Annotated in this window: 22 protein-coding genes; 12 read left to right on the top strand and 10 right to left on the bottom strand. The window is 48.1% G+C overall.

The features are described 5' to 3' along the window. Positions 1-44: 44 nt before the first annotated feature. Positions 45-878, bottom strand: a complete 834-nt coding sequence (locus tag CWM47_RS05315) for an enoyl-CoA hydratase-related protein (protein WP_100986884.1) — start codon at positions 876-878, stop codon at positions 45-47. A gap of 112 nt (positions 879-990) precedes the next feature. On the opposite strand from CWM47_RS05315, the gene CWM47_RS05310 reads away from it, so the two are divergent. Continuing rightward, a complete protein-coding gene (locus tag CWM47_RS05310) occupies positions 991-2,121 on the top strand; it encodes a T9SS type A sorting domain-containing protein (RefSeq protein WP_100993748.1) in 1,131 nt (376 codons plus the stop codon). Between the two features lie 49 nt (positions 2,122-2,170). Here CWM47_RS05310 and CWM47_RS05305 read toward each other — a convergent pair whose 3' ends face one another. Next, positions 2,171-3,148: a radical SAM protein gene (locus CWM47_RS05305; RefSeq protein ID WP_100986882.1), complete on the bottom strand. Its 978-nt coding sequence runs from the start codon at positions 3,146-3,148 to the stop codon at positions 2,171-2,173. An 82-nt stretch (positions 3,149-3,230) separates the two neighbouring features. Beyond that, positions 3,231-4,073 carry an acetyl-CoA carboxylase, carboxyltransferase subunit beta gene (accD, locus tag CWM47_RS05300; protein ID WP_100986880.1) on the bottom strand — a complete coding sequence of 281 codons (843 nt, stop codon included), beginning with the start codon at positions 4,071-4,073 and terminating at the stop codon, positions 3,231-3,233. A gap of 182 nt (positions 4,074-4,255) precedes the next feature. Between accD and CWM47_RS05295 the strand changes: the two genes are divergently transcribed. Next, complete coding sequence (locus tag CWM47_RS05295) at positions 4,256-4,699, top strand: hypothetical protein (protein WP_100986878.1); 444 nt, start codon at positions 4,256-4,258, stop codon at positions 4,697-4,699. A 94-nt stretch (positions 4,700-4,793) separates the two neighbouring features. Here the strand turns inward: CWM47_RS05295 and CWM47_RS05290 are convergent, their stop codons facing one another. Continuing rightward, a complete protein-coding gene (locus tag CWM47_RS05290) occupies positions 4,794-6,524 on the bottom strand; it encodes a S41 family peptidase (RefSeq protein WP_100986876.1) in 1,731 nt (576 codons plus the stop codon). Between the two features lie 236 nt (positions 6,525-6,760). Between CWM47_RS05290 and CWM47_RS05285 the strand changes: the two genes are divergently transcribed. After that, the gene (locus tag CWM47_RS05285) at positions 6,761-7,060 is read left to right on the top strand and encodes a Dabb family protein (protein WP_100986874.1); all 300 of its coding nucleotides are present in this window, start codon (positions 6,761-6,763) and stop codon (positions 7,058-7,060) included. Between the two features lie 110 nt (positions 7,061-7,170). On the opposite strand, the gene CWM47_RS05280 is transcribed toward CWM47_RS05285, so the two are convergent. Further along, positions 7,171-7,584 carry an Ohr family peroxiredoxin gene (locus CWM47_RS05280; RefSeq protein ID WP_100986872.1) on the bottom strand — a complete coding sequence of 138 codons (414 nt, stop codon included), beginning with the start codon at positions 7,582-7,584 and terminating at the stop codon, positions 7,171-7,173. A 374-nt stretch (positions 7,585-7,958) separates the two neighbouring features. Between CWM47_RS05280 and CWM47_RS05275 the strand changes: the two genes are divergently transcribed. The 7 genes from CWM47_RS05275 to CWM47_RS05240 all read left to right on the top strand — a co-directional run bounded on the left by CWM47_RS05275 (position 7,959) and on the right by CWM47_RS05240 (position 17,468). Beyond that, positions 7,959-9,743 (top strand): tetratricopeptide repeat protein, encoded by a 1,785-nt coding sequence (locus CWM47_RS05275; RefSeq protein WP_240625717.1) that lies wholly within the window; start codon positions 7,959-7,961, stop codon positions 9,741-9,743. Between the two features lie 98 nt (positions 9,744-9,841). Then, a complete protein-coding gene (locus CWM47_RS05270; RefSeq protein ID WP_100986868.1) occupies positions 9,842-10,714 on the top strand; it encodes a DUF4292 domain-containing protein in 873 nt (290 codons plus the stop codon). A 23-nt stretch (positions 10,715-10,737) separates the two neighbouring features. After that, the gene (locus tag CWM47_RS05265; protein ID WP_100986866.1) at positions 10,738-12,180 is read left to right on the top strand and encodes a murein hydrolase activator EnvC family protein; all 1,443 of its coding nucleotides are present in this window, start codon (positions 10,738-10,740) and stop codon (positions 12,178-12,180) included. 113 nt (positions 12,181-12,293) lie between these two features. Next, positions 12,294-13,112, top strand: coding sequence for a 3-methyl-2-oxobutanoate hydroxymethyltransferase (panB, locus tag CWM47_RS05260; RefSeq protein WP_100986864.1), 819 nt, complete (start codon positions 12,294-12,296; stop codon positions 13,110-13,112). Positions 13,113-13,198: 86 nt separating this feature from the next. Beyond that, complete coding sequence (locus tag CWM47_RS05255; RefSeq protein WP_100986862.1) at positions 13,199-13,945, top strand: RluA family pseudouridine synthase; 747 nt, start codon at positions 13,199-13,201, stop codon at positions 13,943-13,945. Between the two features lie 618 nt (positions 13,946-14,563). Continuing rightward, positions 14,564-14,935 carry a hypothetical protein gene (locus tag CWM47_RS05245; protein WP_100986858.1) on the top strand — a complete coding sequence of 124 codons (372 nt, stop codon included), beginning with the start codon at positions 14,564-14,566 and terminating at the stop codon, positions 14,933-14,935. A 115-nt stretch (positions 14,936-15,050) separates the two neighbouring features. Beyond that, a complete protein-coding gene (locus CWM47_RS05240; RefSeq protein WP_100986856.1) occupies positions 15,051-17,468 on the top strand; it encodes a TonB-dependent receptor in 2,418 nt (805 codons plus the stop codon). A gap of 73 nt (positions 17,469-17,541) precedes the next feature. Here CWM47_RS05240 and CWM47_RS05235 read toward each other — a convergent pair whose 3' ends face one another. The 3 genes from CWM47_RS05235 to CWM47_RS05225 all read right to left on the bottom strand — a co-directional run bounded on the left by CWM47_RS05235 (position 17,542) and on the right by CWM47_RS05225 (position 20,549). Continuing rightward, positions 17,542-18,759, bottom strand: a complete 1,218-nt coding sequence (locus CWM47_RS05235; RefSeq protein ID WP_100986854.1) for a pyridoxal phosphate-dependent aminotransferase — start codon at positions 18,757-18,759, stop codon at positions 17,542-17,544. Positions 18,760-18,985: 226 nt separating this feature from the next. Further along, on the bottom strand, positions 18,986-19,462 hold the full coding sequence (gene folK / locus CWM47_RS05230; protein ID WP_100986852.1) for a 2-amino-4-hydroxy-6-hydroxymethyldihydropteridine diphosphokinase: 477 nt from the start codon (positions 19,460-19,462) through the stop codon (positions 18,986-18,988). A gap of 82 nt (positions 19,463-19,544) precedes the next feature. Beyond that, complete coding sequence (locus CWM47_RS05225) at positions 19,545-20,549, bottom strand: formylglycine-generating enzyme family protein (protein WP_100986850.1); 1,005 nt, start codon at positions 20,547-20,549, stop codon at positions 19,545-19,547. A gap of 503 nt (positions 20,550-21,052) precedes the next feature. On the opposite strand from CWM47_RS05225, the gene CWM47_RS05220 reads away from it, so the two are divergent. Then, a complete protein-coding gene (locus CWM47_RS05220) occupies positions 21,053-22,939 on the top strand; it encodes an ABC-F family ATP-binding cassette domain-containing protein (RefSeq protein WP_100986848.1) in 1,887 nt (628 codons plus the stop codon). Positions 22,940-23,044: 105 nt separating this feature from the next. Beyond that, positions 23,045-23,692, top strand: a complete 648-nt coding sequence (locus CWM47_RS05215) for a DedA family protein (RefSeq protein ID WP_100986846.1) — start codon at positions 23,045-23,047, stop codon at positions 23,690-23,692. A gap of 1 nt (position 23,693) precedes the next feature. Here the strand turns inward: CWM47_RS05215 and CWM47_RS05210 are convergent, their stop codons facing one another. Both CWM47_RS05210 and CWM47_RS05205 read right to left on the bottom strand, forming a co-directional pair. Next, positions 23,694-25,067 (bottom strand): NAD-dependent succinate-semialdehyde dehydrogenase, encoded by a 1,374-nt coding sequence (locus CWM47_RS05210; protein ID WP_100986844.1) that lies wholly within the window; start codon positions 25,065-25,067, stop codon positions 23,694-23,696. 112 nt (positions 25,068-25,179) lie between these two features. After that, a complete protein-coding gene (locus CWM47_RS05205; protein WP_100993747.1) occupies positions 25,180-25,677 on the bottom strand; it encodes a MarR family winged helix-turn-helix transcriptional regulator in 498 nt (165 codons plus the stop codon). Between the last annotated feature and the right edge of the window lie 16 nt (positions 25,678-25,693).

The following is a 25,693-nucleotide window of genomic DNA, read 5'->3' as shown; positions in this document are numbered from 1 at the left end:
CATATACCAAACAGCTTCCAGCTGTTTTTGAGTCAGACAAACAGCTAGAAGCTGTTTGGTACATTTCCCCACTTGGGTTTCCGTTTTTCCAGGAAAGCGGCCATACCTTCTTTGGCATCGGGCGTTTGCTGGAGTTGACTAAATTGATCGTATAGAAATCCCTGCTGCTCATTGAACGGCAGGGTTTTTAGTTGTTGATAAGCCCGCAAGCCAAACTGCATCGCTGTGGGTGAAAACTGTTTTAGTTCATCTGTCAGGCGTGTTATCTCCTTATTCAGTTCTTCGGCTGGCACAACATCCGTTACTAGGCCGAGCGTTTGCGCTTCCTGTGCCGATATCGTTTTTGCCCGGAGGCATAGGTCGAGAGCCTTGCGGGCGGGCATTATGTCGAGCAGGACGGCCAGAACCTGAAACGGAAATAAGCCGCGCTTCACCTCCGGCAAACTGAACATTGCCGACTCAGCCGCCACGACATAGGTACTGGTTCCTACCAGCAAAAAGCCCCCGGCATACACCGCCCCCTGCACACGAGCAATGCAGGGTTTGTGCAAACCAGCCAGTATCTCACCCAGCAAAACCGGTCCGGATGGTTGCGGAATTGATAATGTTTCTGCCGGGCCGGCCTGGGCCAGACTTTTCAAATCCATACCCGCACAAAATGTATCGCCCGAAGCGGCCAGAACAACCAGCCACACGTCGGCAGTATAGTGCGCATACGCCACTGCAAACGCCAGTTCTGCGAGCATTGGTGGATTGAGGGCGTTCTTCTTTTCGGGGCGGTTCAAGGTGATCGTCAGCACGTGGTCATCGAGCGCTGTGAGCAGATACCGGAAGCCTTGAGCGGATAGTTGAGCGGTTTGGTCGGGCGTGTAAAGCATGGCCGAAAAGTACGAAAATACCGTTTACGAAATGTTTGGCGTCAACTATATGATTACGTGTCCACTTGAAGTTATTCCGGTAAGTTATTCCTTCTTCTGCATCCTCAATTTTATGAAAATCTTTACGTTTCTATTCCTCACATTTCTGAGTATTCAGCTTACTCAGGCGACTCATTTGGTTGGGGGTTATATTCAGGTAAAACCTATTTCGGGGTCATCGCTTACATACGAAGTTGTAGCTGTTGTTTATATGTATGCAGGAGCGGCAACTGATCAGGCCTCCTCCATAAATCTTTGTTTCGGCGACGGTAGCACAGCTACTGCAACCCGTGAAAGTTTGCTATATATTACACTCGGCAGCAACAATATCAGCCCCCGTATTGGGATTAATACGTACCGGATTAACCACACGTATGCCGGGCCGGGAATATACACGCTCATCACATCGTTGCCTAATCGAACACCGGCGGTCAACATTCCCAATAGTACAGTACAACAGGAACCGCTCACGCTTACCACTATATTTACGACAATATCGGGCACAAATCAGACCCCTTCCCTACCCATTCCACCAACGGGGTTTTCTGTGGGACTCAACCAAAGAGCCACACTGTCATTCCAGGCTACCGATATTGACGGTGACAGTCTGGTTTATGGGTTAGTTAAATCACAGACCAACACGACGAATGATTTGTGTAGTTATCAACAAATGGTCTCTTACCAATTCCCAAACGATGTAACGCGTCAGGGTACGTATAAACTCAATAACCGGACGGGAGACCTAACCTGGGATGCTCCTGCCCAACTAGGAAACTATAGCCTGGTTATCACTGTCAGTGAGTACCGTAATGGCAACTTTATTAGCCAAACGACTCAGGAAGTTGCCTTAATAGTGGACGACAAGCCCGGTACGCCGGGTACGATTCCAGCTTATGAACCTGCTATTGAAGGAAACGGTATAGTCACCGCCACATCGGAATATGACGATGCAAATTTCCGGCTCACGACCTTCCCTAACCCCTTTGATGATCAGTTGCAGGTACTTATCCAAACCAGTAATCCCACCACCACTACCCTGCAATTGATGGATGTGAACGGACGGAAACTCCACGAATTAGTGTTTAGTCGACTGGCTCGCCAGCATGAACAAATCATAAGTATGAGCGATCTGCTGCCAGGGGTTTATCTGGTTCGCGCTATCATTGGCGAGCGGACGTTGACGCGCAAGATTGTGAAGAAGTAGGTTTTCCTATTGTTATTTACGCTGGTTGTAGCGCGGGTGGAAACCCGCGCTACAGCAACTGTTTCCAGGTGCCTTTCACCCAATTGTATTTGAGCGTACTGGGTAAGGCGCGCCAGAAATATTTATTTACCTCTACAGCAAAAGACGGCTGCATATAACAGTTTATGGCGCATCCTTCGCAGGCAGGCAAGCGCCCCTCCAGCGCCACTAATTTCTGTACCTCATCGGAGCGGTAGAGATTGTACAGATTATTATTGACAGCGAAATCTTTCAGGCCCAGATGATAACAGGGCAACACGAGCTTGTTTTCAGGAGAGATAACGATGGTTGTGCTGGCAGCTCGACAAATGGGGTCGTTAATGTGGTTGCCGCCATCACGCCGAAGCTGAATAAAAGCATCGTTCAGATACACGTTCTTCTGTTTCCCCCACCACGACATTTGTTGGAGGGCATCTTCCGACAATCGGTCGCCGGTTTCAACGGCGTTGTACTCGAATACCGGATTCAGAATTAGAACAAGATCATTGGGCAGACAAATTTCTTCGTGCATCTGCCTGATTTTATCTACATTGTGTTCAAAAATTGTGAACAAGATATCGGGGCGCTCACCAAGACTTCGGGCAATGGCTATCGACTCCATCACCTTATCAAAGCACTTTACACCCCGCGATTTGTCATGTTCGTCGGCCACGGGTGAATCGAGTGAGAAGTGTAGCATATCGACCAACCCACGCAGTCGTTCAGCCTGTTTAGGATACAGGAGCGCGTTGGTCGTAACGGTCGTGATCAGGCCGAGGCTTTTGGCTTCCTGAAGCAGTTCGGGAAGCTGGCGGTGTAGCAGTGGTTCCCCACCCGTAAAATCAACCACCCGTACGCCTAGTTTTTTAAGATCCAGCAGGTTCTGACGGGCATTGTCGAGCGTAACATAAGGCGAGGGCCGCTCCCATATATCGCAAAAACTACAGGTCGCATTGCAGCGATAAGTCAAATAGTAATTGCACAGAACAGGATGGGAGACAAGGCGCATGAGAATTGTAGAGACGCAACCCTTTGCGTCTCATATCCGGATGGTTTTTGCTGACGCATGTGAGACGCAAAGGGTTGCGTCTCTACAACAACATTCTAAACAGACTCACAAGTTTATCTTTCAAATCTTTCCGGTCAACGATGAAGTCCAGAAAGCCGTGGTCAAGAACAAACTCAGCACTCTGAAAACCTTTCGGCAGATCTTTACCAATGGTTTCGCGGATGACGCGCGGTCCGGCAAAGCCGATCAGCGCTTCGGGTTCGGCAATGTTAAAATCGCCCAGCATAGCATACGAAGCCGTAACGCCACCCGTTGTTGGATCGGTCAGCAACGATACATAAGGCAGCTTGGCTTTATCCAACAGGGCTAATTTTGCCGATGTTTTTGCCATTTGCATGAGCGAAAATCCGGCTTCCATCATGCGGGCACCCCCCGATTTGGAAACCATCAAAAACGGCGTTTTATTGGCGATGGCATGATCAATAGCACGGGCAATCTTCTCGCCCACTACAGAGCCCATCGACCCACCAATGAAGTTAAAATCCATCACAGCTACCGTTACTGTCAGGCCGTGCATCGGGCCATAAGTCGTCCGAACGGCATCCTGCAAACCGGTTTTGGCGATAGTCGCTTTTACACGGTCTGGATAGGCTTTTGTATCGACAAATTTGAGCGGATCAGCAGAATGCATACTGGCATCCAGCTCGGTAAATTCATTCTCATCGAACAGGATAGAAAAATAGGCATCGGAGCCTATTTTTTCGTGGTAATTGCAATGAACACACGTATAAGCATTGAGTTTGTGCTCCCGCGTATTCATTACTTTTTTACAATTCGGACATTGATACCACAACCCGTCGGGAGCTTCCCGTTTCATTTCGGTTGGGGTTTGAATACCCTTATCTTTTCGGACGAACCAAGACATTTTCAGTAAGTAATTATCAGGAAAGGAACGACAAAGGTATGAAGAAAAGCAGATCAACGATCACATTTAAGCATTCGCCTATAAGCGGCTGGCCAATAGCCTGTGCATAGTACCGCTAACCAGACAGTCGTTTTACGACACATTGAGTTTTTTTATACCGATAAAGTTGTTGCTTTGCGACCATGAAACACGCATTAACTGCACTGCTGTTAGGTATTACTGTATCCGCTTTTGGTCAGGCGTCGGTTGCCTATTACCCCTTTAACAACATTATTACGGTCAGTACCAACGCAGATCGGGCGTTTTGGGCCGATGCCCGCGTACAAACAAATACGGTCTTTGGCTCGTTGAGCACCACCATCTGCCCAATGGTCAATGTAGTACGGAAGGCTCAAGTAAATTATTATACGGGGCTGGGCGTTCGCTTCAATGCGCTGAACGGAATTGATGACCGCGATATACTTGAAGGATACTCGCTGCACGTTGGCGTACGAATCAGACCGCTTACGATGATACCCAACCTACGCGTTGCCTTCGAACTGGCTCCCTATTCCCGAAAAGATTTCAAAACGGGAAATCTCCAGTCGTTTTTGGGACTTGTGTACCAGTTTTCGAAGAAGAATTAAAAATAGAGTATTAGGAGGTAGGAGTGAGGAGGGTTGACGTGAAAGTAACATATGCGCCAGCCCTCCTAACCCCTCGCTCCTACCTCCTAATACTCTACTTCTGATTATATGTCATTGCTCCGTGTTCAAGCTTATTAGCTCGGTCGAAGAGTTTCAACGCTTTTTGATAAGTATCGTCGGTTTGACCGATAACACGGAAGAACTCGTTGTTCTGACCGCCCTTGTTATTTTTCTGATAAACGGACCGCGCCACTAATGCCTTCAGCTGATTACGGAGGTAGTTTTTCGAGCGATTGTAGTCCTTCTCGTTAAACTTGATTCCTTCAGCCGTTGCGTCTTTCACCAGGCGGCTCATCTGCTCATCATTGAACGTAACCGTGCGATCAAATTCATCAAACGGCATTTTCTCCAGTTTCTTCCGGTTGTCATTCGCATATTCCATCGCAAACTCACGGATGATATTTTTGCCGTAAAGCTGGATCAGATAAGGCGTCTGCCAGCTGGAATCTCGCGGAATGAAATAGTCGGGCGTAATGCCACCACCGCCATACACAATCCGGCCGCCATCGGTTTTGAACTTGAGCTTAGGATCGTTTTTGATAGAATCGGCAATGTAATATTCACCCCGTTTCGAACGTAGTTCGAGATCTTTTTCATAATCTCCTTCCTGACCCGGCACATACGGTTTCTGAATACTCCGGCCACTGGGTGTGTAGTAGCGCGAAATAGTGAGCCGTAGCTCAGAGCCATCGGCAAGTTGCACCGGCATTTGCACCAGTCCCTTCCCAAACGACCGCCGACCCGCAATCAGAGCCCGGTCGTGATCCTGTAGTGCTCCCGATACAATTTCCGAGGCCGACGCGCTGCCTTCGTCTACCAGCACCACAAGCGGGCCTTCCTCAAACTGGCCGTCGATACGGGCCATCGTTTTACGGTCATACCTGTTGTCTTTGCCATCAGTATAGACAAGTAGTTTATTCCCAGAAATGAACTCATCAGCAATGTTGGTTGCGCGGTCCATATACCCGCCGGGGTTGTTGCGGAGGTCGAGCATAAGCTGGGTCATGCCCTTCGACTTGAGCGACGCCAGCGCGGTTTTGAACTCGTCGTAAGTGGTTTCGGAGAAGCGGTTGATTTTGAGGTAGCCCGTTTTTGCGTCGATCATATAAGCCGCATCGACAGAATAAGTCGGAATGCGGTCGCGGGTAACGGTAAAGTCTTTAGCCTCTTTATCCCCTTTTCGCAAAATGGTTAACCGAACATCGGTACCGCGTTTACCACGGAGCGCCTTAAAAACAGAACTGTTCTCGATCTTCCCTCCCGTCGTTAAGGACTTCCCATCGACCTTAATAATTTTATCGCCACTCTGGATACCTACCGATTCTGATGGTCCGCCCGCCAGTGGCGTCACCACATATACGGTATCTTTGTAGATGTTGAATTCGACCCCAATCCCATCGAAGCCACCTTCCAGCTGCGACCGGGCCGCAATAGCATCCTGGGGGTTCATATAAGCTGTGTGCGGGTCAAGCTTTTCGAGCATTTTCGTAATCGAATAATCAACCAGCTCGTCGGTATTGACCGAATCCACATAATTATTTTCGATCAACTGAAGAATCTCGCGGTATTTGGCATACCCTTTCCCTATGTTATTCATGCTTTTGGCACCGCCAAAAAACGTGGCGCCAATCAGCATTCCACCAGCCAGGGTGATGCCCAGTAACATAGGAATTCGGACCGTCATTTTATCGTTTTGAATTTGATTTCTGCGCCCATCAACTTCATGACCGCCGGGTTTATTCGTAGCGTTGATATCTCCTTCCATTCGTTCGTCTCGTAAGAGGGTGTCGTCTTATAATTCCATAACGTTTGGAAGATAGCGAAATGTTTGCCAGAAAGATGATATGGCTATTAAAATTTCAGCGTGTGTTTTTATAGTTACTCCAGATAACTAATGAACAGTATAGTAAGCGGTCATTTTAGCTGGTTTTGCTCAACTCATACCAAAATCTATGCTTACTTTTACGGGGCAGCCAATACCATAGCCTGCCCTCAACTCTTATGTTTGTTCATACTGTTTTTTTCTGGCTTCGTCATCCCGAGAGCCAGGACGATCACCAGGCTTTACGCGCTGGACTGGAAGGTCTTAAGTCGATAGCCGACATTTCAACTGCCTACGTGGGTACGCCCGCCGATACACGTCGGCCAGTTATTGACCACAGTTACGATTTCTCGTTAACGCTGGTTTTTGCCGACAGAGCCGCTCATGATGCCTATCAGGTGCATTCGGGCCATTTGGCCTTTGTCGATAAGTGCGCGCACCTCTGGGAACGGGTGCAGATTTATGATGCCGTGAGCTAGGTAGTAGTAGGAGTGAGGAGCGAGTAACAGGAGTTGCTGACGCAAACACAAACGACACTTGTCAGCAACTCCTGTTACTCGCTCCTCACTCCTATTACTTTTTACAAACCTTACACCATCACCTCAATTTTCATATCCATATTTCCCTTTACGGCTTTGGAATACGGGCAAACGGCATGAGCAGTTTCGGCTAACTGTTGAAGCTCGTCATGATCCATGCCGGGTGCTTTCACGGTAATTTTCCCCGAGAGAAACATATTGTTTCCATCTTTATTGAGCGAAATGCTCACTTCCACAGCGTGGGTTGGGAGTATAACTTTCCGGCGCTCGGCAACCGCCATCAAGGCGCCATTATAACACGAACTATAAGCCGCTGCAAATAGCATTTCGGGGTTAGGAGCCCCACCTTCGCCATGCATTTCTACGGGGCGTTTCACATCCATTTCTAAAATACCGTCAAGCGATTTAACATCGCCTTCGCGTCCGCCGACATTGCTGACGGTTGCTGTATACAGGGTTTCCATAAACTGAGTTTTAGTAATACTCACGCGTCTCTCGATTGGACGAATGTCATTCTATAAACTCAAAAAACTCAAGTTGTTTAAAAAGGGGTCATTATTTGGCACTAAGGACAAACAAATACGTGTAAAACACAGGCTGGAAAAACGTTATTATTGACTAATTTAAGGGCAGGCAATACCAAAAAGGCAAACTATTTGCTTTCTTTTGACAAGCGGTTGTCAGTTCAAAAAGGTAGTTGTTAAGGGCGGATTAGTCATTCACCGACATTCCATCATTTTAAACTACCTTTGTCTTAGCGGTTTATTTAAAACAAAGCCGCAATAGACCGGGTTGAGCCGCGTTTTTCGTACGTATGCATCACGACACGCAGACCAACATGATATCATTATCTCTATCATACAAAAGCCGTCGGCTATTCATTGGGCTAATGGGTAGTTTGGGGCTGTTGCTTTGGCTTATGGCCTTGCCCGTTTCTGCCCAACGCAAACGCGATAAAGCTGAGGCAGCGGTAGAAAAGCCGAACTCCGCTTCGACAACAACAGCCCGTATTGACGAAGAAACCCAGTTTACGGAGGGCGTTCGGTATTTGATGACCGATGAGCCGACAAAAGCCATTACGCAGTTTGCCAAAGTGCTGCAAAAAGATCCCAACAACGCAGCGGCTCAGTATTCAACAGCCAGCGCCTATCTGAAAAGCGGTAAAACAGCCGAGGCCATTCCCTTTGCAACAAAAGCACATTCACTGGATGTCAACAACAAGTTTTATTCCCTGCTCCTGGCCGAATTATATGTCAAACAAAAACGCTATGGTGAGGCCGAACAGCTTTATGAAGCCCTGCTAAAAAAAGGGCCTGAAAATGCGGAATATGGCGTTGAGCTAGCCGCGATTTACCTATTCAACGACAAGCCCGACAAAGCACTCGACGCCTATACTAAAGTAGAGCGTGATATGGGTCTGAATGAAGAGATTACCCGCCAGAAACAGCGCATCTACCTCAAACAAAATAAGATTGACAAAGCCGTTGAGGAGGCCGAAAAATTAGTGGCGTCAGAACCCTCCGACCCCGACTACCTGCTCGAAGGTGCCGAGTTGCTCATTGCCAATGACCGAACCGATCAGGCCATTAACTGGATTGACCGGGCACTTAAATTGAGTTCCGACTTACCCCAGGCCCATGTATTGCTGGCCGACATTTATCGCAAAAAAGGTGATATGGATCGCGTAAGTAAAGAACTGAATCAGGTATTGGCAAACCCAAATCTCGAAGCAGGACTAAAAGCCCGAATCCTCTCCAGCTACATGGGTATGACTGGCTCAAACGCTACGGCTCAAAAGGATGCACTGGGTATGGCGCAGAATTTAGCGAAAACGTCGCCAAATGACCCAAAAACGCAGGTTATGCTGGCCGATTTGCTGATGCAGCAAGGCAAAAAAACCGAATCCCGTGATGCCTACGCTAAAGCGGCCCGTTTAGATGGATCCATTTACGAAGTCTGGAGCGCCTTGTTACAACTGGATCTCGAATTAAATCAGGTCGATAGTTTATTGGCTCACTCAGACAAGGCACTGGAGGTTTTCCCGACACAGGGGTTATTCTGGTATTTCAATGGATCGGCCAACCTCTACAAACGCAAATACCAGCAAGCGGTCGACGCCTTTGAAGAAAGCCAGAAACTACTGGCGACAAGCGCAAATAATGAATTAAAAAGGGGCATTGATGCGCAGTTGGGCGACGCCTACAACGGATTAGGCGATCACGCCAAATCAGATGAAGCTTATGAGGCTGTACTGAAAGTCGATCCATTGAACGACCACGTTCTGAACAATTACAGCTATTTCCTGTCCTTACGAAAGGAGAATTTACCGCGTGCCCTGCAACTGGCGCAGAAACTTGTTGAACGGAATCCAACCAATGCTACTTACCTGGATACCTACGCCTGGGTACTATATATCTCGAAAGATTACGCGAAAGCGAAACAGTATCTGGAAAAAGCCCTGGCCGATCCGGCGAATGTGAGCGGAACAATTATAGAACACTATGGCGATGCGCTCTATCAGCTTGGTGAACATGACAAAGCCATGGAGCAGTGGAAGCAGGCGAAAACCAAGGGTGGTGCCAGCCCCGATCTGGACAAAAAAATAGCCTCTGGCAAAATGTAAAACGGTTTACGATTTATACGCTACAGCTTGTATGTGTTACACTTTTTTGTTCACACTGACCACTGTAGACGATAAATGATAAACCCGAAATCCATAAAATGACTAAACACCTGTTCGTTGCGTTTCTGTTGGGCGTGATTCTAAGTTCGGAAGGTTGCCGACGACATCATATGTCGCACAGCACAGGACAAAATCCGGTTTCTCCCACCCCTATAGATTCGACCCTTGCTACCCGTCCGGCATTACCCGCCGATTCTGTTTCTGTAGTTTCCCCGGCGCCAGCCCGGCCCGGTATCGAAGAAGCCCGCACCAACGTAGCCGAAATTGATTTTCGCTATTTGACGGCCAAGTCGAAGATTTCATTTAAAAGTCGCGATCAGGATATTGACAATGCCAATGTCAATATCCGGGTTCGGAAAGACAGTTTGATATGGTTATCGGTTTCCAAGCTGGGCATTGAGGCCGTTCGCGGATTGATCACCCGCGATTCAATTATTATTATTGATAAGATACACCGGGAATACTCCGTTCATGATTTTCCGGCCTTGAGCAAGCAGTTCAATTTCAATATGAACTTCGAACTACTCCAAGCCCTCATTGTTGGAAACCTTCCCTTACCTAAACGGCCGGCGCAAAAAATCAAAAACGAGCGGGATTACTTATTACTACGCCAAAGTGAGGGTAAGGTGCTAGTCGAAAATTACATTGGCGAACAAGATCGGAAACTAAAAAAATTGATGGTAACCGAGCAGCCGACGAAAAATACGTTGCGACTTGACTATGAGGACTTTAGCTCACTCAACAACTTCCTGTTTCCTTACACTAGTTTAGTAACGGTCGATTATAAGTCGCAGGCGGATGGGCAATTTTACCAGACATTACTGCGTATCAAGCATAATAAAGTTGAGTTAGTTGAAAAAAACCCGGGCTTCCCGTTCACTATTCCGTCTAACTACACCCGTCGACCTTAAGTCTGTTCGTTGGTTTATACCCTATGCACCCTACGATTTTCCACGTTCTCCACCTTATTCGTTGGCCGGTTTGCAGCTTGGTTCTACTAAGTTGTCTGTGCCTGACAGAATCTGTACTGGCGCAGCAACCGGTAACCAACAGGCAGGCTTTGGAGAAAGAAAAGAAACAAAACCTGGAGAAAATGGGCCAGATTCGAACGATTCTCAAGCAAACAGCATCGGAGAAACAAGCGGGTCTGGGTCAGCTAAAAGCGTTAGACCAGCAGATTCAGACGCAATCGAAACAAATTGGCTTGCTCAATAAAGACCTCCGGTTAACCGAATCCGAAATTGCCGAACTCCGGCAGGCAAGTAACACACTGACCAAAGACCTCAATAAACTTCGGGCCGAATATGGCTCCATGATTTATGCAGCCGACAAACGACGGCAGCAGGTAAACCCACTGGGCTTTTTGTTTGCTGCCGATAACTTCAATCAACTTGTTGCCCGATATCGGTACTTACGCCAGTACTCAGATGCCCGCTTAAGCCAGGTACGGCAGATGAACAATGTTAAAACAATGTTGCAGGGCAAGCAACAGGCGACTTTACGGAAACGGCAGGAACAGAAAAATACAATTGGGGCCAAAGTAAACGAGACAAAAAGCCTCGAAACGCTGAAAGTTGTCAAAAATCAGGTTGTTAAAGAATTAAGCCAGAAAGAATCGGAACTTAAAACCGAGTTGGACGAGAGCCGCCGGTCGGTGGCTCAACTGGAAGCTTTAATTAAACGGTTGATTCTGCGCGAAGCCAAAGAGCGTGCTGACCGCGAGGCCCGCGAACGAGCCGACCGCGACCGGATTGCCCGGACCGAAGCAGCGCGCAAAGCCGCCGAACGTAAACGCGCCGAAGCCGCTATCGCTGCGGCCGAGAAAGCTGGTGAAAAACCCACCCCCGCCGATGTCGCGAAAGTAGAGCGTCCTGTAGAACGGGAAACCGAACCGGCTGAGCCAGCTGCCAGAAAGCCCGACGAACGCAGGAATAATAACCTGAATGATGAAGAAGCGGCTCTGGCTTCATCATTCACGGGTGCGCGGGCACGCCTGCCCTGGCCGGTAACAAAGGGATTTATCTCTGATCACTTTGGCCGGAAAGCTCACCCTGTTCTGAAGGGTATATACGTTGAAAACCAGGGTATTGATATCCAAACTAATGCGGGCGAGGGCGTACGATCCGTTTATGACGGTATTGTGCAGGACGTAGCTAATATGCCTGGCATGAACAATGTTGTAGCGATTCAGCATGGTGACTATTTCACGGTATATGCCAAGCTCCGCAGCGTATCGGTTCGGGTTGGCCAGCGCGTGAAGGCCCGCGAATCCATTGGCACCGTAGCAACCGACAAAAACGGTGTATCAGAAATCCAGTTCCAGATCTGGAAAGAGTTCACCAAGCTCAACCCCGAGTCGTGGCTCATGCAACGATAAGTTTACCGTTTTCAGTTTTCGGTGCAAGACCGTCTGGTGTAAACGAAGGGCGTCGGTAAAAAGTCGTACTTTTATGACCTCAAACCGAAATCCGTAAACCGTTACCCGACACTATGTCTGTACATAATCCTGACATCAAGCGAGTTACTACGCATACTATTCAGGAACTGAAAAATAAAGGCGAGAAAATCTCTGCCCTAACAGCCTACGACCACGCTATGGCCCAGGTTGTGGATGCAGCCGGGGTCGAACTAATTCTGGTTGGCGACTCGGCCTCAAACGTCATGGCGGGCCATGAAACAACGCTGCCCATTACGCTCGACCAAATGATTTATCATGCCAGTTCGGTCGTGCGGGGAGTTAAACGAGCGTTGGTGGTTGTCGATTTGCCGTTTGGCTCCTACCAGGGTAACTCGACAGAGGCCCTTCGGTCGGCTATTCGAATCATGAAAGAATCGGGCGCCCATGCTGTAAAAATGGAAGGTGGTCTGGAAATTAAAGAATCCATCGTGCGTATACTAAGCGCCGGCGTTCCTGTAATGGGGCACCTTGGCCTGACGCCCCAATCCATTTACAAGTTTGGCACATACGCCGTTCGTGCCAAAGAAGATGCCGAAGCACAGAAATTAATCGACGATGCTCACATGCTGGAGGCTATTGGCTGTTTTGCGGTCGTGCTCGAAAAAATTCCGGCAGCACTCACCAAAACGGTGTCGAAGAGCATTAGCATTCCAACAATCGGAATTGGCGCAGGTCCGGATGCCGATGGCCAGATTCTGGTTATCCATGATCTGCTAGGCATTACAAATGAATTTAAACCACGCTTCCTGCGTCGGTATGCCGATCTGCATAAGGTTATGACTGAGGCCATTGCCCATTATGTAGATGATGTGAAAACCAACGACTTTCCGAACGAGAAAGAAGCGTATTGAGTTAGAAGGTAAATGAATAATGTACAATAGAAAATGAAGTAAGCTTCCATTTTTCATTATACGTCATTCATTATACAGTATGCATTATGAATAAAAAGCCATTTCAGGTGGTTTACGAAGACAACCACCTGCTCATTGTCAATAAAGATCCGGGTATTTTAGTACAGGGCGATCGCACCGGCGACACCACGCTACTGGATGTCCTGAAAGACTACGTCAAAGAGAAATACAATAAACCAGGGGAAGTTTTCTTAGGACTGGTTCATCGTCTCGACCGTCCTGTTAGCGGTCTGGTCGTTTTTGCCCGTACATCGAAAGCACTGGAACGCATGAACGAAATCTTTCGGAAGCGTCAGGTACAAAAAACCTATTGGGCCGTTGTTCGGCGGAAACCACCAAAAGATGCCGATAAACTCGTTGGCTGGATTACTAAGGATGAACAAAAAAATCAGGTAACGGTCCACGACTTCGAGGTTCCTAAGTCGCAGAAGGCTGAACTATCCTATCGGGTACTTGGTAAAATCAACGAACACTATTTACTGGAAGTAAATCCTATTACAGGACGTCCTCACCAGATTCGGTCGCAGTTGGCCCACATGGGTTGCCCAATCCGGGGCGATATCAAGTATGGTTATGACCGGGCAGTTGCCGACAAGAAAATTTACCTGCACGCCCGGCGGTTGTATTTTCTCCACCCGATCAAGCAAGTTGGTGCGCCAGATCGGCCCATCATTTGCAAAGCGGGTCTACCCAACGATCCTTTCTGGGAAGAATTTTTGGAGTTAGATACAGAAATCTATAATGACAAGAATCTGGATTTCACATTTGAATAAGACCCTTGACTTGCTTTTTTGAAAAAATGTAAGGGCCGCATTTTCTGATCCCCAGAAAATGCGGCCCTTTTATATGATAAACTAGTATGCACTAGTATTAAATCAGCGTTCTGTTAGCGTTCGAGTCGTATTTTGTGGCTCAGAAGGCGATACATCCAAAATAATTTGTTCCATAACACGCTCAATCATTTGAACAATCCCACGTAAAGCGCCGAAGATGATGCACAACGGTAGAATAATAGGTAAAAAAAAGACCCACTGAAAAATCATGTATAAACGAAAATTTCTCATCAGCTTAGGGAGTAGTTTTAAAGTTAAGTTTACGGTTATTCCTAATAGATAACTTGTAGGATTTCTACAGAACGGGCTTTATATTCATATTCAAAGTTAAACTTGACTTTATCCAAAAACAAGACGGATTTGAAAAAGTTTGAATTCTAATATACGCCTAATCTTTTAAAACACGTAAAGTTATTGTCACTTTCACAACCACTTAATCGTTCTCAATTATTGTGCCAACTTTTTTCGTCTTTAATATAAGTAAATGAACGACCTGACTAATCTATAATTTTCATTTGGTATTTTTACGACTACTTTCTTTAGTTTCTCACTATCAGCGTGTTCGGTATTGATCGTTATCGGTTTGGGATAGCCCGTTTTTTGTTTGGTCTGTACGTCGCCGTACTGATCAACGGGGTCGTGTTTCGCCATGCCCACCGTTTAGCCGATGGGACGATTATTTGCCATGCCCACCCCTACAAGTCATCGCCGGGTACGCAGTTTCCTACTCATGCCCACACTCGCGATGAACTGATCTGGCTCGATGCCTTTGCCAATGCGTTGTATGCTAATCCAGACGCTGTTGCCTGGGTGGCTCTCATTGTCATTATTGTTCTGTTGGCGGCTGGCGGAACAGCGCCATCGTATTTTTTCTTCACGTCTTCGCACGTTGCGTTTCGCCATCGAGGTCCCCCGGTGCATTTGATATAGTTCCCCTTCTTTGTCGTACATGACGTATCTACTGGCCTTATTTTGAGGTAGCGGTCTGGTATGGTTCCGTGTATAAATTCGATTGGTCTATTCATTCAATGCTACCCTCTCTTTCATGCTTCGAATTCTCCTTATTTTCCTGCTCTTGCCAGGTCTGGCAATGGCGCAAACGACTGTTTCCGGCATCATCACCGATAAATCAACCCGCCAGCCACTAATCGGGGTTTCTATTTACTTTCCCAATCTGAAGAAAGGTGCTGTAACAGACACGGTGGGGCACTATCGCGTGTCGGCTCTTCCGGCGGGTACTCAAAAAATGGAAGTTCGGTTTCTGAGTTATAAAACCCAGACACGCTCCCTGCGACTTCTCTCCGGCGAAACAACGGCCGACTTTAGCCTCGAACCGGATGCAGCCCAACTTCAGGAAGTTGTTGTGACGGGCCTCACAACTGGCTCAACCGTAAAAGATAGTCCAGTGCCGATTATGACCTACAACAAGATTCAATGGCTGCAAGGCAGTTCAACGAACCTGGTCGATGCAGTGGGTAAACTGCCGGGTATGTCGCAGATTACAACCGGTGTGGGCCTATCGAAGCCTGTTATTCGGGGGTTAGGCTTCAATCGGGTTATTACCGTTCATGATGGCGTTCGACAGGAGGATAATCAGTGGGGCGAAGAACATGCCTTACAGGTAGATGAATACAGTATTGACCGCTATGAGATTATTAAAGGCTCAGGCAGTTTGCTGTACGGCTCTGATGGCCTGGGTGGGGTAATGAGTCTGATCTCGGCCCGCCCACCCGAAGCGGGTGTGTTGAAAGGGCAGATTTTAACCAATTATCAGAGCAACAACGGTATGATTGGCCTGTCGGGATTGCTGGAAGGAACCACGCACAAGGGACTGTTTGGCCGGGTGCGGATGAGCACCAAAAGCGCGGGCAACTATCATAATCAATATGATGGGCTTGTGTACGGCTCAGCTTATCGTGAGTTCGATATAAACGGCACGATTGGTATTAACCGGAAATGGGGTTATTCTCAACTCTATATGTCCAACTGGCATCAGGACATCAACGTCGTAACGGGCGAACGCGACCCCAGCGGTCGTTTTCAGGAGTTGGTACGCACATCAGATACGACAGAAGCCTTACGGCCCGTGTCGGACGCTACGCTCCACAGCCGGGCCATTGAGTTAGCAAACTATCAGAATCTCAATAACTTCAAGACTTCCTGGAATACATTTGCCAAGATAGGCAGCGGCAATATTTCGGCCATTGTGAGTTACAGCCAGAATCGTAGGCAGGAATTCGCCAGCACCCTTACACCCGGCCAACCCGCTTTGTATTTCTATCTACAAAACGTCTTTTATGATCTGAAATATTACTTCGGCGGCCACAACGGCTGGGATTTTACCATTGGTGGTAATGGCCTCTGGCAGTACAATCAAAACAAGGGCTTACAAATACTTTATCCCGGCTATCGCTCCTGGGACAATGGGCTGTTTCTGTTTGCCCAAAAGAAAACCGACCGCCTGACTATAAACGGCGGCATACGCATGGATATCCGACGTATGCACATCAATAAGCTTTACGCAGATAAGAATGGCGTTTTCAGCGAAACGGTTAGTAGTCAGGTGCGGTTTGCCGGTTTGGATAAAATCTACGCCAATCCAACGGCCAGTTTTGGCGCTACCTATTCGTTGTCAAGTCGCTGGACAGTAAAAATGAATATCGGGCGGGGTTTCCGAGCGCCTTCAACACCTGAACTATCGGCCAATGGCGAACATGCGGGTACTTTCCGCTATGAAATTGGTAGCCCTAATCTGCTCTCCGAAACATCCTGGCAGGGTGATCTGGGTATCAACTATGAATCGCCCGATGTATCCATTACGGCTAGCCTGTTCCAGAATCGGATTAACAACTATACCTATTCGGAGAAAGTACTTAACCGATTGGGACAAGACTCTATCGTGGACCCGAGCCGACCGATTCTGACCTACCGCTACAAGCAGGGCAACGCCGTTTTGTTTGGGGGCGAAGCTCAGCTGGCCTTCAATCCTCACGCGGCACGGTGGTTCCACTTTACTACCTCCTACTCGCTGGTGCGCTCGCGCAATCTTACTGCTACTACGGATTCGGCTCGTTATTTGCCTTTCCTGCCGCCACCTCGCGTTATCGGGCAAGTGAAGTTTACGAAAACCGAAGCAGGAAATCATTGGCGAAATCTATACGCCTTGCTGGAAGTTGAACAGAACTGGAAACAGACAGAAGCGTTGCTTGCCTATGGCACCGAGACAGAAACGCCGGGCTATACACTCATTAATCTGGGCGGTGGTACCGACCTTGTCAATAGCAACGGGCGTGTGCTAGGTTCGCTATACCTGACTGTGCAAAACATCTTCGATGTTGCCTACCAGAGCCATCAGAACCGACTTAAATACTTTGGCGTCAACGAGGCTACCGGCCGACGTGGCGTGTATAACATGGGCCGGAATATCAGTGTGAAAGTCGTACTCCCGTTTGGGGGTAAATAAAAGAGCAGGGGCCGAAAGGGAGTAAGTGGTTTATCCACCCTCTCTTTCGGCCCCGTGCTCTTTTTGCTCCTTTTTATTTCAGGGTCGCAACCGCATCTTTAATGCGCTGCACCGCTTCAACAAGCGACTCGTCGGCTGCGGCTGTCGAGATGCGCAGGCAATCGGGCGCACCAAAGCCCGAACCCGCCACCGTTGCTACATAAGCTGTGTTCAACAACCAGCCAGCAAAATCATCGGAGTTATTAATGGTTGTCGTACCATCCGATTTGCCATAATAATAGCTGATATCGGGGAAGGCATAGAAAGCGCCTTCGGGCACGTTGGTCCGGAAGTGAGGTACTTCTTTCAGCAACTGCACAACCAGGTCACGCCGACGGTGATAGGCTTTCGCCATTTCCATAGATGGTTCCATTGGGCCATTCAGGGCGGCAACCGTTGCTTTTTGAGCAATCGAGTTTGTGCCCGACGTAACCTGCCCCTGTAGTTTCTCAACACCATCGGCAATCCATTTCGCAGCACCGATGTAGCCAATACGCCAGCCGGTCATGGCATAGCCTTTAGCCACTCCGTTTACCGTGATGACACGCTCAGCAATTTCGGGAATCGAGCCCATGCTGAAGTGGCCTTCGGGCGTGAAGTTGATGTATTCGTAAATTTCATCGGCCAACACATGAACGTTCTCATGACGGGCTACGACATCGGCAATAGCGCGAAGTTCGGCTTCCGAATAGATCGAACCCGTTGGGTTGTTGGGCGATGCATACATTACAATCTTGGTCCGGTCCGTAATGGCGGCTTCAAATTGCTCGGGCGTCACTTTGAAATTATTGTCGAAACTACCATCGACAACAACCGCTTTTCCCTCAGCCAGTTTCACCATTTCGGAGTAACTAACCCAGTAGGGCGAGAAAATAATTACCTCATCGCCGGGGTTTACCAGCACCTGAATGACGTTCGCCAGTGAGTGTTTGGCACCCGTAGACACAACGATATTTTCGGGCTTCCAGTCGATATTATTGTCGCGCTTGAATTTATCGGCAATGGCTTTGCGGAGGTCGGGGTACCCGGCAACAGGCGAATAGCCGTGGAAACCATCGTCAATGGCTTTTTTGGCAGCATCGCAGATGTGTGCAGGTGTTTTAAAATCCGGCTCTCCAACGCTCAGGCTAATTACTTTGTGGCCCAGAGCAGCCAATTCACGGGCTTTCTTGGTCATCGCCAGCGTGGACGACTCTTCCAGCGCATTGATGCGGTCGGCTAACAAACTCACGGTGTCAAGCGTGGCAGACATAATGGGTGATGTTTTAGGAAAATGATAACAAACTGACCACAAAGGTAGTAGGTTTTCAGCGGAAGGGTATGGTTTTTGGGAAATTAAAAATGGGTTATGACACAGAGGTTTTTCTAAAACTAAAAAGTTGTGACACAGAGATACACGGAGCTAAAAGAGATGCACAGAGGTTTTTTGTTTTTCTCTGTGAATCTCCGTGTCTCCTCCGTGTATCTCTGTGACATAACTAACTCAGTAATACCTCTCCAGTATCCTCACACTCTGCCAGCAACTCAACAGTCGTTTTTTGTAAAACAGGATGCACAAAATCTGGGGCTATTTCGGCAAGCGGCACGAGCGTGAAGCGTCGCTGATGTAGAAATGGGTGCGGAATGCTAAGTCTTTCCGTTTGTAGAACAAGCTGACCGTAATACAGGATATCAACATCAATCACGCGAGCACCCCATTTTTCCAATCGAACGCGCCCTAACTCGTGCTCAATAGCCTGCGTTTGAACCAAAACGGCTTCCGGTTCCAAATCAGTTTCAACGGCTAGCACCTGATTCAAATAAGCCGGTTGATCCGTTACACCCCAAGGTGCCGTTTCGTATAAACCCGATTGCCGAACCACCGCCCCGACGCGTTCAGCAATCAGATCAACCGCTTGCTGAAGAGTGTGGGGGCGGTCGCCGAGGTTGGCGCCGAGAAGCAAAATAGTTTTCAATGAGTGAATGGGTGAATCGGTACGCCGAAGCGGAGTGAATGAGCAAGTTCGAGACAATTTTATTCACTCATTCACTCACTGGTCAATAATCTTTTATAGGCTTAATCCCATAATACGCCTGAATCTCTTCAGGGCTTGGTGCTTTAGCGGGGCGGACGAGACGGAAGCCGACGAATGAGGCTGAGGTTAGCCACCAGTCTGATTTTGGGCTTTGCGGGTCCAGTACTTTCCAGGCCGGGGCCGAGGGCGTTCGAGCAGCCGAGCGCAATATGGTGGCTTCATCGTCCCAGGAGCCACCCCGCACCGAGTTTGGATACAGCGTGGTCGTGGGCGCGTAGGGTTCCTTGGCTTTGCCGCTGGCTACCTGTTTGTAATAATCTTCAATGTACTGGTCCTTCGTCCATTCCATCACGTTGCCGTGCATATCGAACAAGCCAAAGGGGTTCGGCTTTTTAGTGCCTACTTTCTTATAACCGCCGTCGCTGTTTCCCGTAAACACCGCATACTCACCTAGTTTCTTAACGTCAGCGCCGAATGAGTAAGGCGTTGTGGTATTGGCCCGGCAGGCATATTCCCACTCGGCTTCAGTGGGTAAGCGATAAAAAATACCCGTTTTAGCATAGAGCCAGGCGCAGAATTTAATAGCCGCATATTGGGTCATGTTGATGGCCGGGTAGCCCGCCCGACCCATCCCAAACGACATATCCACATAGGGCGGACTTGGCCGCGTAGTGGCATCAGTTTTGGTTAAGTTGGCATCCGATTCAGTGTATTTGGCCGCCATTTCCTTTTCCATATTTGTAAACGCAAACAGGTCGTAGAGATCCCAGGTCACCTCATATTGCCCCATATAGAATGGCTCGATTTGCACTTTGTGCTGGGGTCCCTCATCGGCCTGACGTCCCTTTTCGGTGGCGGGGCTACCCATCATATAAGCTCCACCCGGAATTGCTACCAGCGCATAAGTCTGGTTACTCCCCGGAACGGCCTGAGTATAGGACTTAAAATCAGTCGTTATTTGAGCATTTGTGTAAAGCGTTGCTCCTGTTAGTAAAGCAATAGTTGAAAAGAGATATTTGAGACGCATTATTAATAGTATAAAAATCAGATTGTAATGAAAAGGAAATTATACACTATCTCTCCCCTACTCCTCGTCCAGTATTTTCCTAAACTCAGCAAGACTAACTCTGGATACTTGTAGAGAAAGCAACTTCGTCTAAATCCTGTTGAGTCATCCCCCTTTCTTCCCATATTCAATTGACTTCTTCGTCTATTAATCGGGCGAAATAATCAGACAACAGTTGCTTGATTTCTACCTGTTGTTCTGCGTTCAATGGGCGACCAAATTGTTTAATCATAAACAGTTTGATCGCCCATTGAGCTTGGTACTTTGAACTGGTGCCATATACCTGTCATTAAATTTAATCACTGTCAAACCTCACATTCAGCAGGTAAAAGTACGAACGATTTTCTTTGTTGTACCTTTGTATAAATAAATGAAAACGCGGACGGTCTGATTCATCAGCTAAGCTGATTGAACCGATAGAAAGACAAAAGTCGTTTCTTCGCCGTTCGCCACTTGATTAACGAATGAATTACTTATCAGCCGAAAATCTAACGAAGTCCTACGGCGACCGTACGCTGTTTAAAAACCTCACATTTGGTATAAACCGGGGCGATAAGGTAGCCATTGTTGGGGCCAATGGCTCGGGCAAAACTACCTTGCTTTCGATTCTGGCCGGTTCTATGCCACCCGATTCGGGCGTTGTGAGTCACCGGAAGGATATTAGCATTGGTTACCTCGACCAGCAGCCAGAATTCAATGAAGCCCTCTCCGTAATGGAAGTTGTGCTGGCAGGCGAAAGTGCCCAGCTCGATGCCGTCCGGGCCTATGAACATGCCCTGGCTCACGAAGATAATAAGGGACTCGAACAAGCCATGGCCGATATGGAGAAGCTCGAAGCCTGGGATTATGAAGCACAAATCCGGCAAATTCTGGGTGAATTGGGCATTCAGGATTTTGACCAGGTCGTTGGCTCGTTATCCGGCGGGCAGCGTAAACGCGTTGCGCTGGCACGGGTGCTTATTCAGAATCCTGATTTAATCATTCTGGATGAGCCGACCAACCACCTTGATCTGGAAGCTATCGAATACCTGGAGAATTACCTCAACACCAATAATGGTACGCTACTGATGGTCTCTCACGATCGGTATTTTCTGGATCGGGTGTGCAACCAGATTGCAGAAATGGACAATGGGCAGTTGTACACTTATAAAGGCAATTACGCGTACTTTCTGGAGAAAAAAGACGAACGCGAAACAGCCGCAGCATCTGAATTGACTAAAGATCGCAACACGTTCCGGCGGGAGTTGGAATGGATGCGTAAACAACCCAAAGCGCGGGGCACCAAAGCCCAGTACCGGATTGATGCCTATGAAGAGCTAAAGGAAAAAACCAGCGGCAAAAAGAGCGATGGCGAACTAGACCTGAATCTGCGCATGGCCCGGCTGGGTGGCAAAATTTTGGAAGTTGAAAACCTGAGCAAACGTTTTGGCAACAAAGTCTTGCTCGACCACTTCAACTATACGTTCAAACGCCCTGATCGTGTAGGGCTGATTGGCAAAAATGGCATGGGAAAAACCACGCTCATGAACATGCTGACTGGCCAGCTTCGTCCCGATTCAGGAAAAATATCGACTGGTGGCACTGTAAAATTTGGCTACTACACCCAAACTGAACTTGACTTACCCGAAAATCAGCGGGTGATCGACGTGGTGCAGGATGTAGCCGAAGTGATGAAGCTAGCCAACGGCGATACCATTACGGCTACCCAGCTCCTAAGTCGGTTTCTGTTCGACCGATCCAAGCAGTACGATTTCGTGGCAAAGTTGAGCGGGGGCGAAAAACGGCGTCTGCAACTGTTACTCGTTCTGGTTCAAAATCCAAACTTCCTGATTCTGGATGAGCCGACCAACGACCTCGACATCATGACGCTGAACGTGCTGGAAGACTTTCTGCTCAACTTTTCGGGTTGTGTACTGATCGTTACCCACGACCGGTACTTCATGGATCGGCTTGTGGAGCACGTTTTTGTGATGGAAGGCGAAGGGAAAATACGTGACTATCCGGGCAATTACACCGATTATCGGGAATGGCGAGATGCGCAACCTAAGACCAATGCCCGTAGCGGCAAGCCCGCACCAGCCGAAGTCAAAAGCCCAAAACCAGAAGTGATAGCTACTCCAGTAAACGGTACTTCAGCAAAGCGGAAGTTATCGTTTAAGGAGATTCGGGAGTACGAAACGATCGAAAAAGAAATTGAGTCGCTGGAGGAACACAAGAACAATATAGTAACCCTGCTAAACTCAGGTGGTCATCATGAGCAGCTCACAGCCTGGGCTCGCGAAATTGAGATGATCGACGAAACCATTGCCAAAAAATCAGACCGTTGGCTTGAGCTGGCGGAGTTTATTTAAAGAGCGAAAGAGTGAATGAGTGAAAGAGCGCACTACGCTGGATTTCACCGCACCGTCGGCCTGGTCTTTCACTCATTCACTCTTTCGCTCTTTCGCTTTTTTACTATGGATCAACTGATTACTTTTTTTCAGACATTACTCAACTCCGAAGAAATTATCCGGACGGGTGGGCTGGTGCTCATCACTGCAATTGTCTTTGTTGAGAATGGTTTTTTCTTTGGGTTCTTTTTACCGGGCGATTACCTTCTGTTTCTGTCAGGCGTGTTTGCCGGAATAAAGTTGCTGAATGTACCTCTGTGGCTATTGTTGAGCTGTATTTTCGGGGCAGCCGTGTTTGGCTCGCTAACGGGTTATCTGACGGGATATTACTTTGGGGGCAAGATAAAGAACCGGCCAGATTCGCTGTTTTTCAAACAGAAATACATCGACAATACACGAGATGCTTTTATCAAATATGGTAATAGTGCTTTAATTATTTCCCGCTTTCTGCCCATTGTCAGAACCTTTGCTCCGTTACTGGCGGGGTTGATTCATATGCCCGCCCGCTTTTTTATGCTTTATAATGTTGTTGGCGGGGCTATTTGGGTGCTAACACTCGTGGGCGGAGGGTATTTTTTCGGCGAACGGTTTCCCTGGATCGTTGACTATGTTCAGTACATTATCATCTTCTTTCTGGCCATCACGACCTTCACTGTCGTTAAAGGCTATTTGAACGCGAGGAAAGAAAATCAGGCCAAACAAAACGTCGACTAACTCAAGTCTTCTCTATCCAGATCGTCTTTACGTTTACGAACTCTTTTATCCCTGCTTCCGACAGTTCGCGACCAAAGCCGGATGTTTTAATACCGCCAAATGGCACCCGCGCATCGGAACGCATCAGGCCATTGATGAATACTGAACCCGCCTGAATCTGACGCGCCAGCCGGTTGCCCCTGTCCAAATCCTGCGTCCAGATAGCGGAGCCAAGGCCAAAATCAGATTGATTTGCCAATCGAACGGCATCCGCTTCGTCTTTGGCGTCGATAAGTACGGCCAAAGGGCCAAACGTTTCTTCGTCAAAAGCCGCCATGCCGGGTTGTACGTTATCGAGAAGCATCGGTTGTACGTTACATTTATCCCGTTGCCCGCCCGTTAATCGTTTGGCACCTTTTGCCAGAGTTTCCTGATACTGCCGTTCAATAGCATCAGCCAGATCAAGACGCGCCATAGGCCCCATAGTGGTGGCTTCGTCCATTGGGTCGCCCTGTTTAATCTGACTAATTTGGTGGAGGAGCCGCTCGGTAAACTGTTTCTTGACAGACTTCTCGACAATGAATCGTTTGGCTGCTATACAGCTTTGCCCTGCGTTCTGCATACGGGACTTAATAGCTACTTCGGCAGCTTTGTCCAGATCGGCATCGGCCAAAACAATCAGCGCATCGGAGCCGCCCAATTCCAATACCGACTTCTTGATTTCCCGGCCCGCAATACTGGCTACCGATGCTCCAGCGCGGCCACTACCCGTAAGCGTAACGGCCTTTACCCGTTTGTCTTTCAACAAGTCTTCAACAACGGGCACATCGACCAGAAGCGACTGGAAAACACCCGTTGGCAGGCCGCATTCCCGGAACGCTTCTTCGATAGCCAGCGAGCAGCCAAATACATTGGGCGCGTGCTTGAGCAACCCAACATTACCCGCTATCAGGCCCGGAATGGCAAAGCGCATCACCTGCCAGAACGGAAAGTTCCAAGGCATAATAGCCAGCACCGGCCCTAACGGTTGATAAGTAATAACACTAGATTGGGCTGGTCCGTCGCCACGGTCAGATTTTATGGATTGATCAGCCAGAAACGCTTCGGCATGATCGGCGTAGAAAGTGCAGGTGGCGGCACATTTTTCAACTTCGGCAACAGCTTCTTTGAGGGTTTTACCCATCTCGGCGGTCATCAACTCGCCGTAGCGTTGCTTGTTGGCGGTTAAATACTGGCCAACCTTGCGAAGGTAGTCGGTGCGCTCCCGAAGCGACAAAACCGACCAGTCGGCAAATGCCCGGTCGGCTTGTTTAAGTTTCCACTCAATAATACTGGCATTATCGGCGCGGTACGATTTAATGCGCTTCTGCGAATAGGGATTTATGGACGCAAACATAGATAGACAGATGTATGATGTAAGGTATATGATGTACCTACGGGCTTCAGCCCGTAATTCAGACTATTATTATAAACGGACTGAAGCCCGTAGGTACATCATATACCTTACATCATACATTTCCCTTTTGTTCTTCGTTTTCTAACGTATTGACTAAATCGACCATCGTGTCTATCACCTGTTCCATACGGTCATAACCAACAATGGCGTCAAATTTATCCCGGGCTTCCTGCATGCATTGTTTGAGGGTTACAAACAATGCCTTACCCCGTTCGTTCAGAAAAATGATGCTGGAACGGGAATCTACCGGATTTTTCTGCGTGTATATATAGCCTTCGTTTTCCAGCAGCCCGACGATTTTACTCATCATCTGTTTGGTCACGCAGGCTCGTTTAGCTAATTCATTATTCGTTGTGCCGCCCTCCTCAATGTTCGACAGGAACATCAGGTAGCTCATCTTAAAATCAGTATAGCCTTGTGCATGTAGACGCGGCTCAATAAATGTAGTCGTAAATCGCTTCAGTCGCCAGAATAAACGGCCAATTGACCGTTCTCGGACTGTCCGATACTGGTTAAAATCAAAGGATTCTTTATCTGTTTCCACGAACATATTGGCAAAATAAAAA

Origin of the sequence: Spirosoma pollinicola (assembly GCF_002831565.1) — a bacterium.
GTDB classification, from domain to species: domain Bacteria; phylum Bacteroidota; class Bacteroidia; order Cytophagales; family Spirosomataceae; genus Spirosoma; species Spirosoma pollinicola.
The sequence above is the reverse complement of the archived record's forward strand: the minus strand, read 5'-3'. Positions and strand labels throughout refer to the sequence as shown.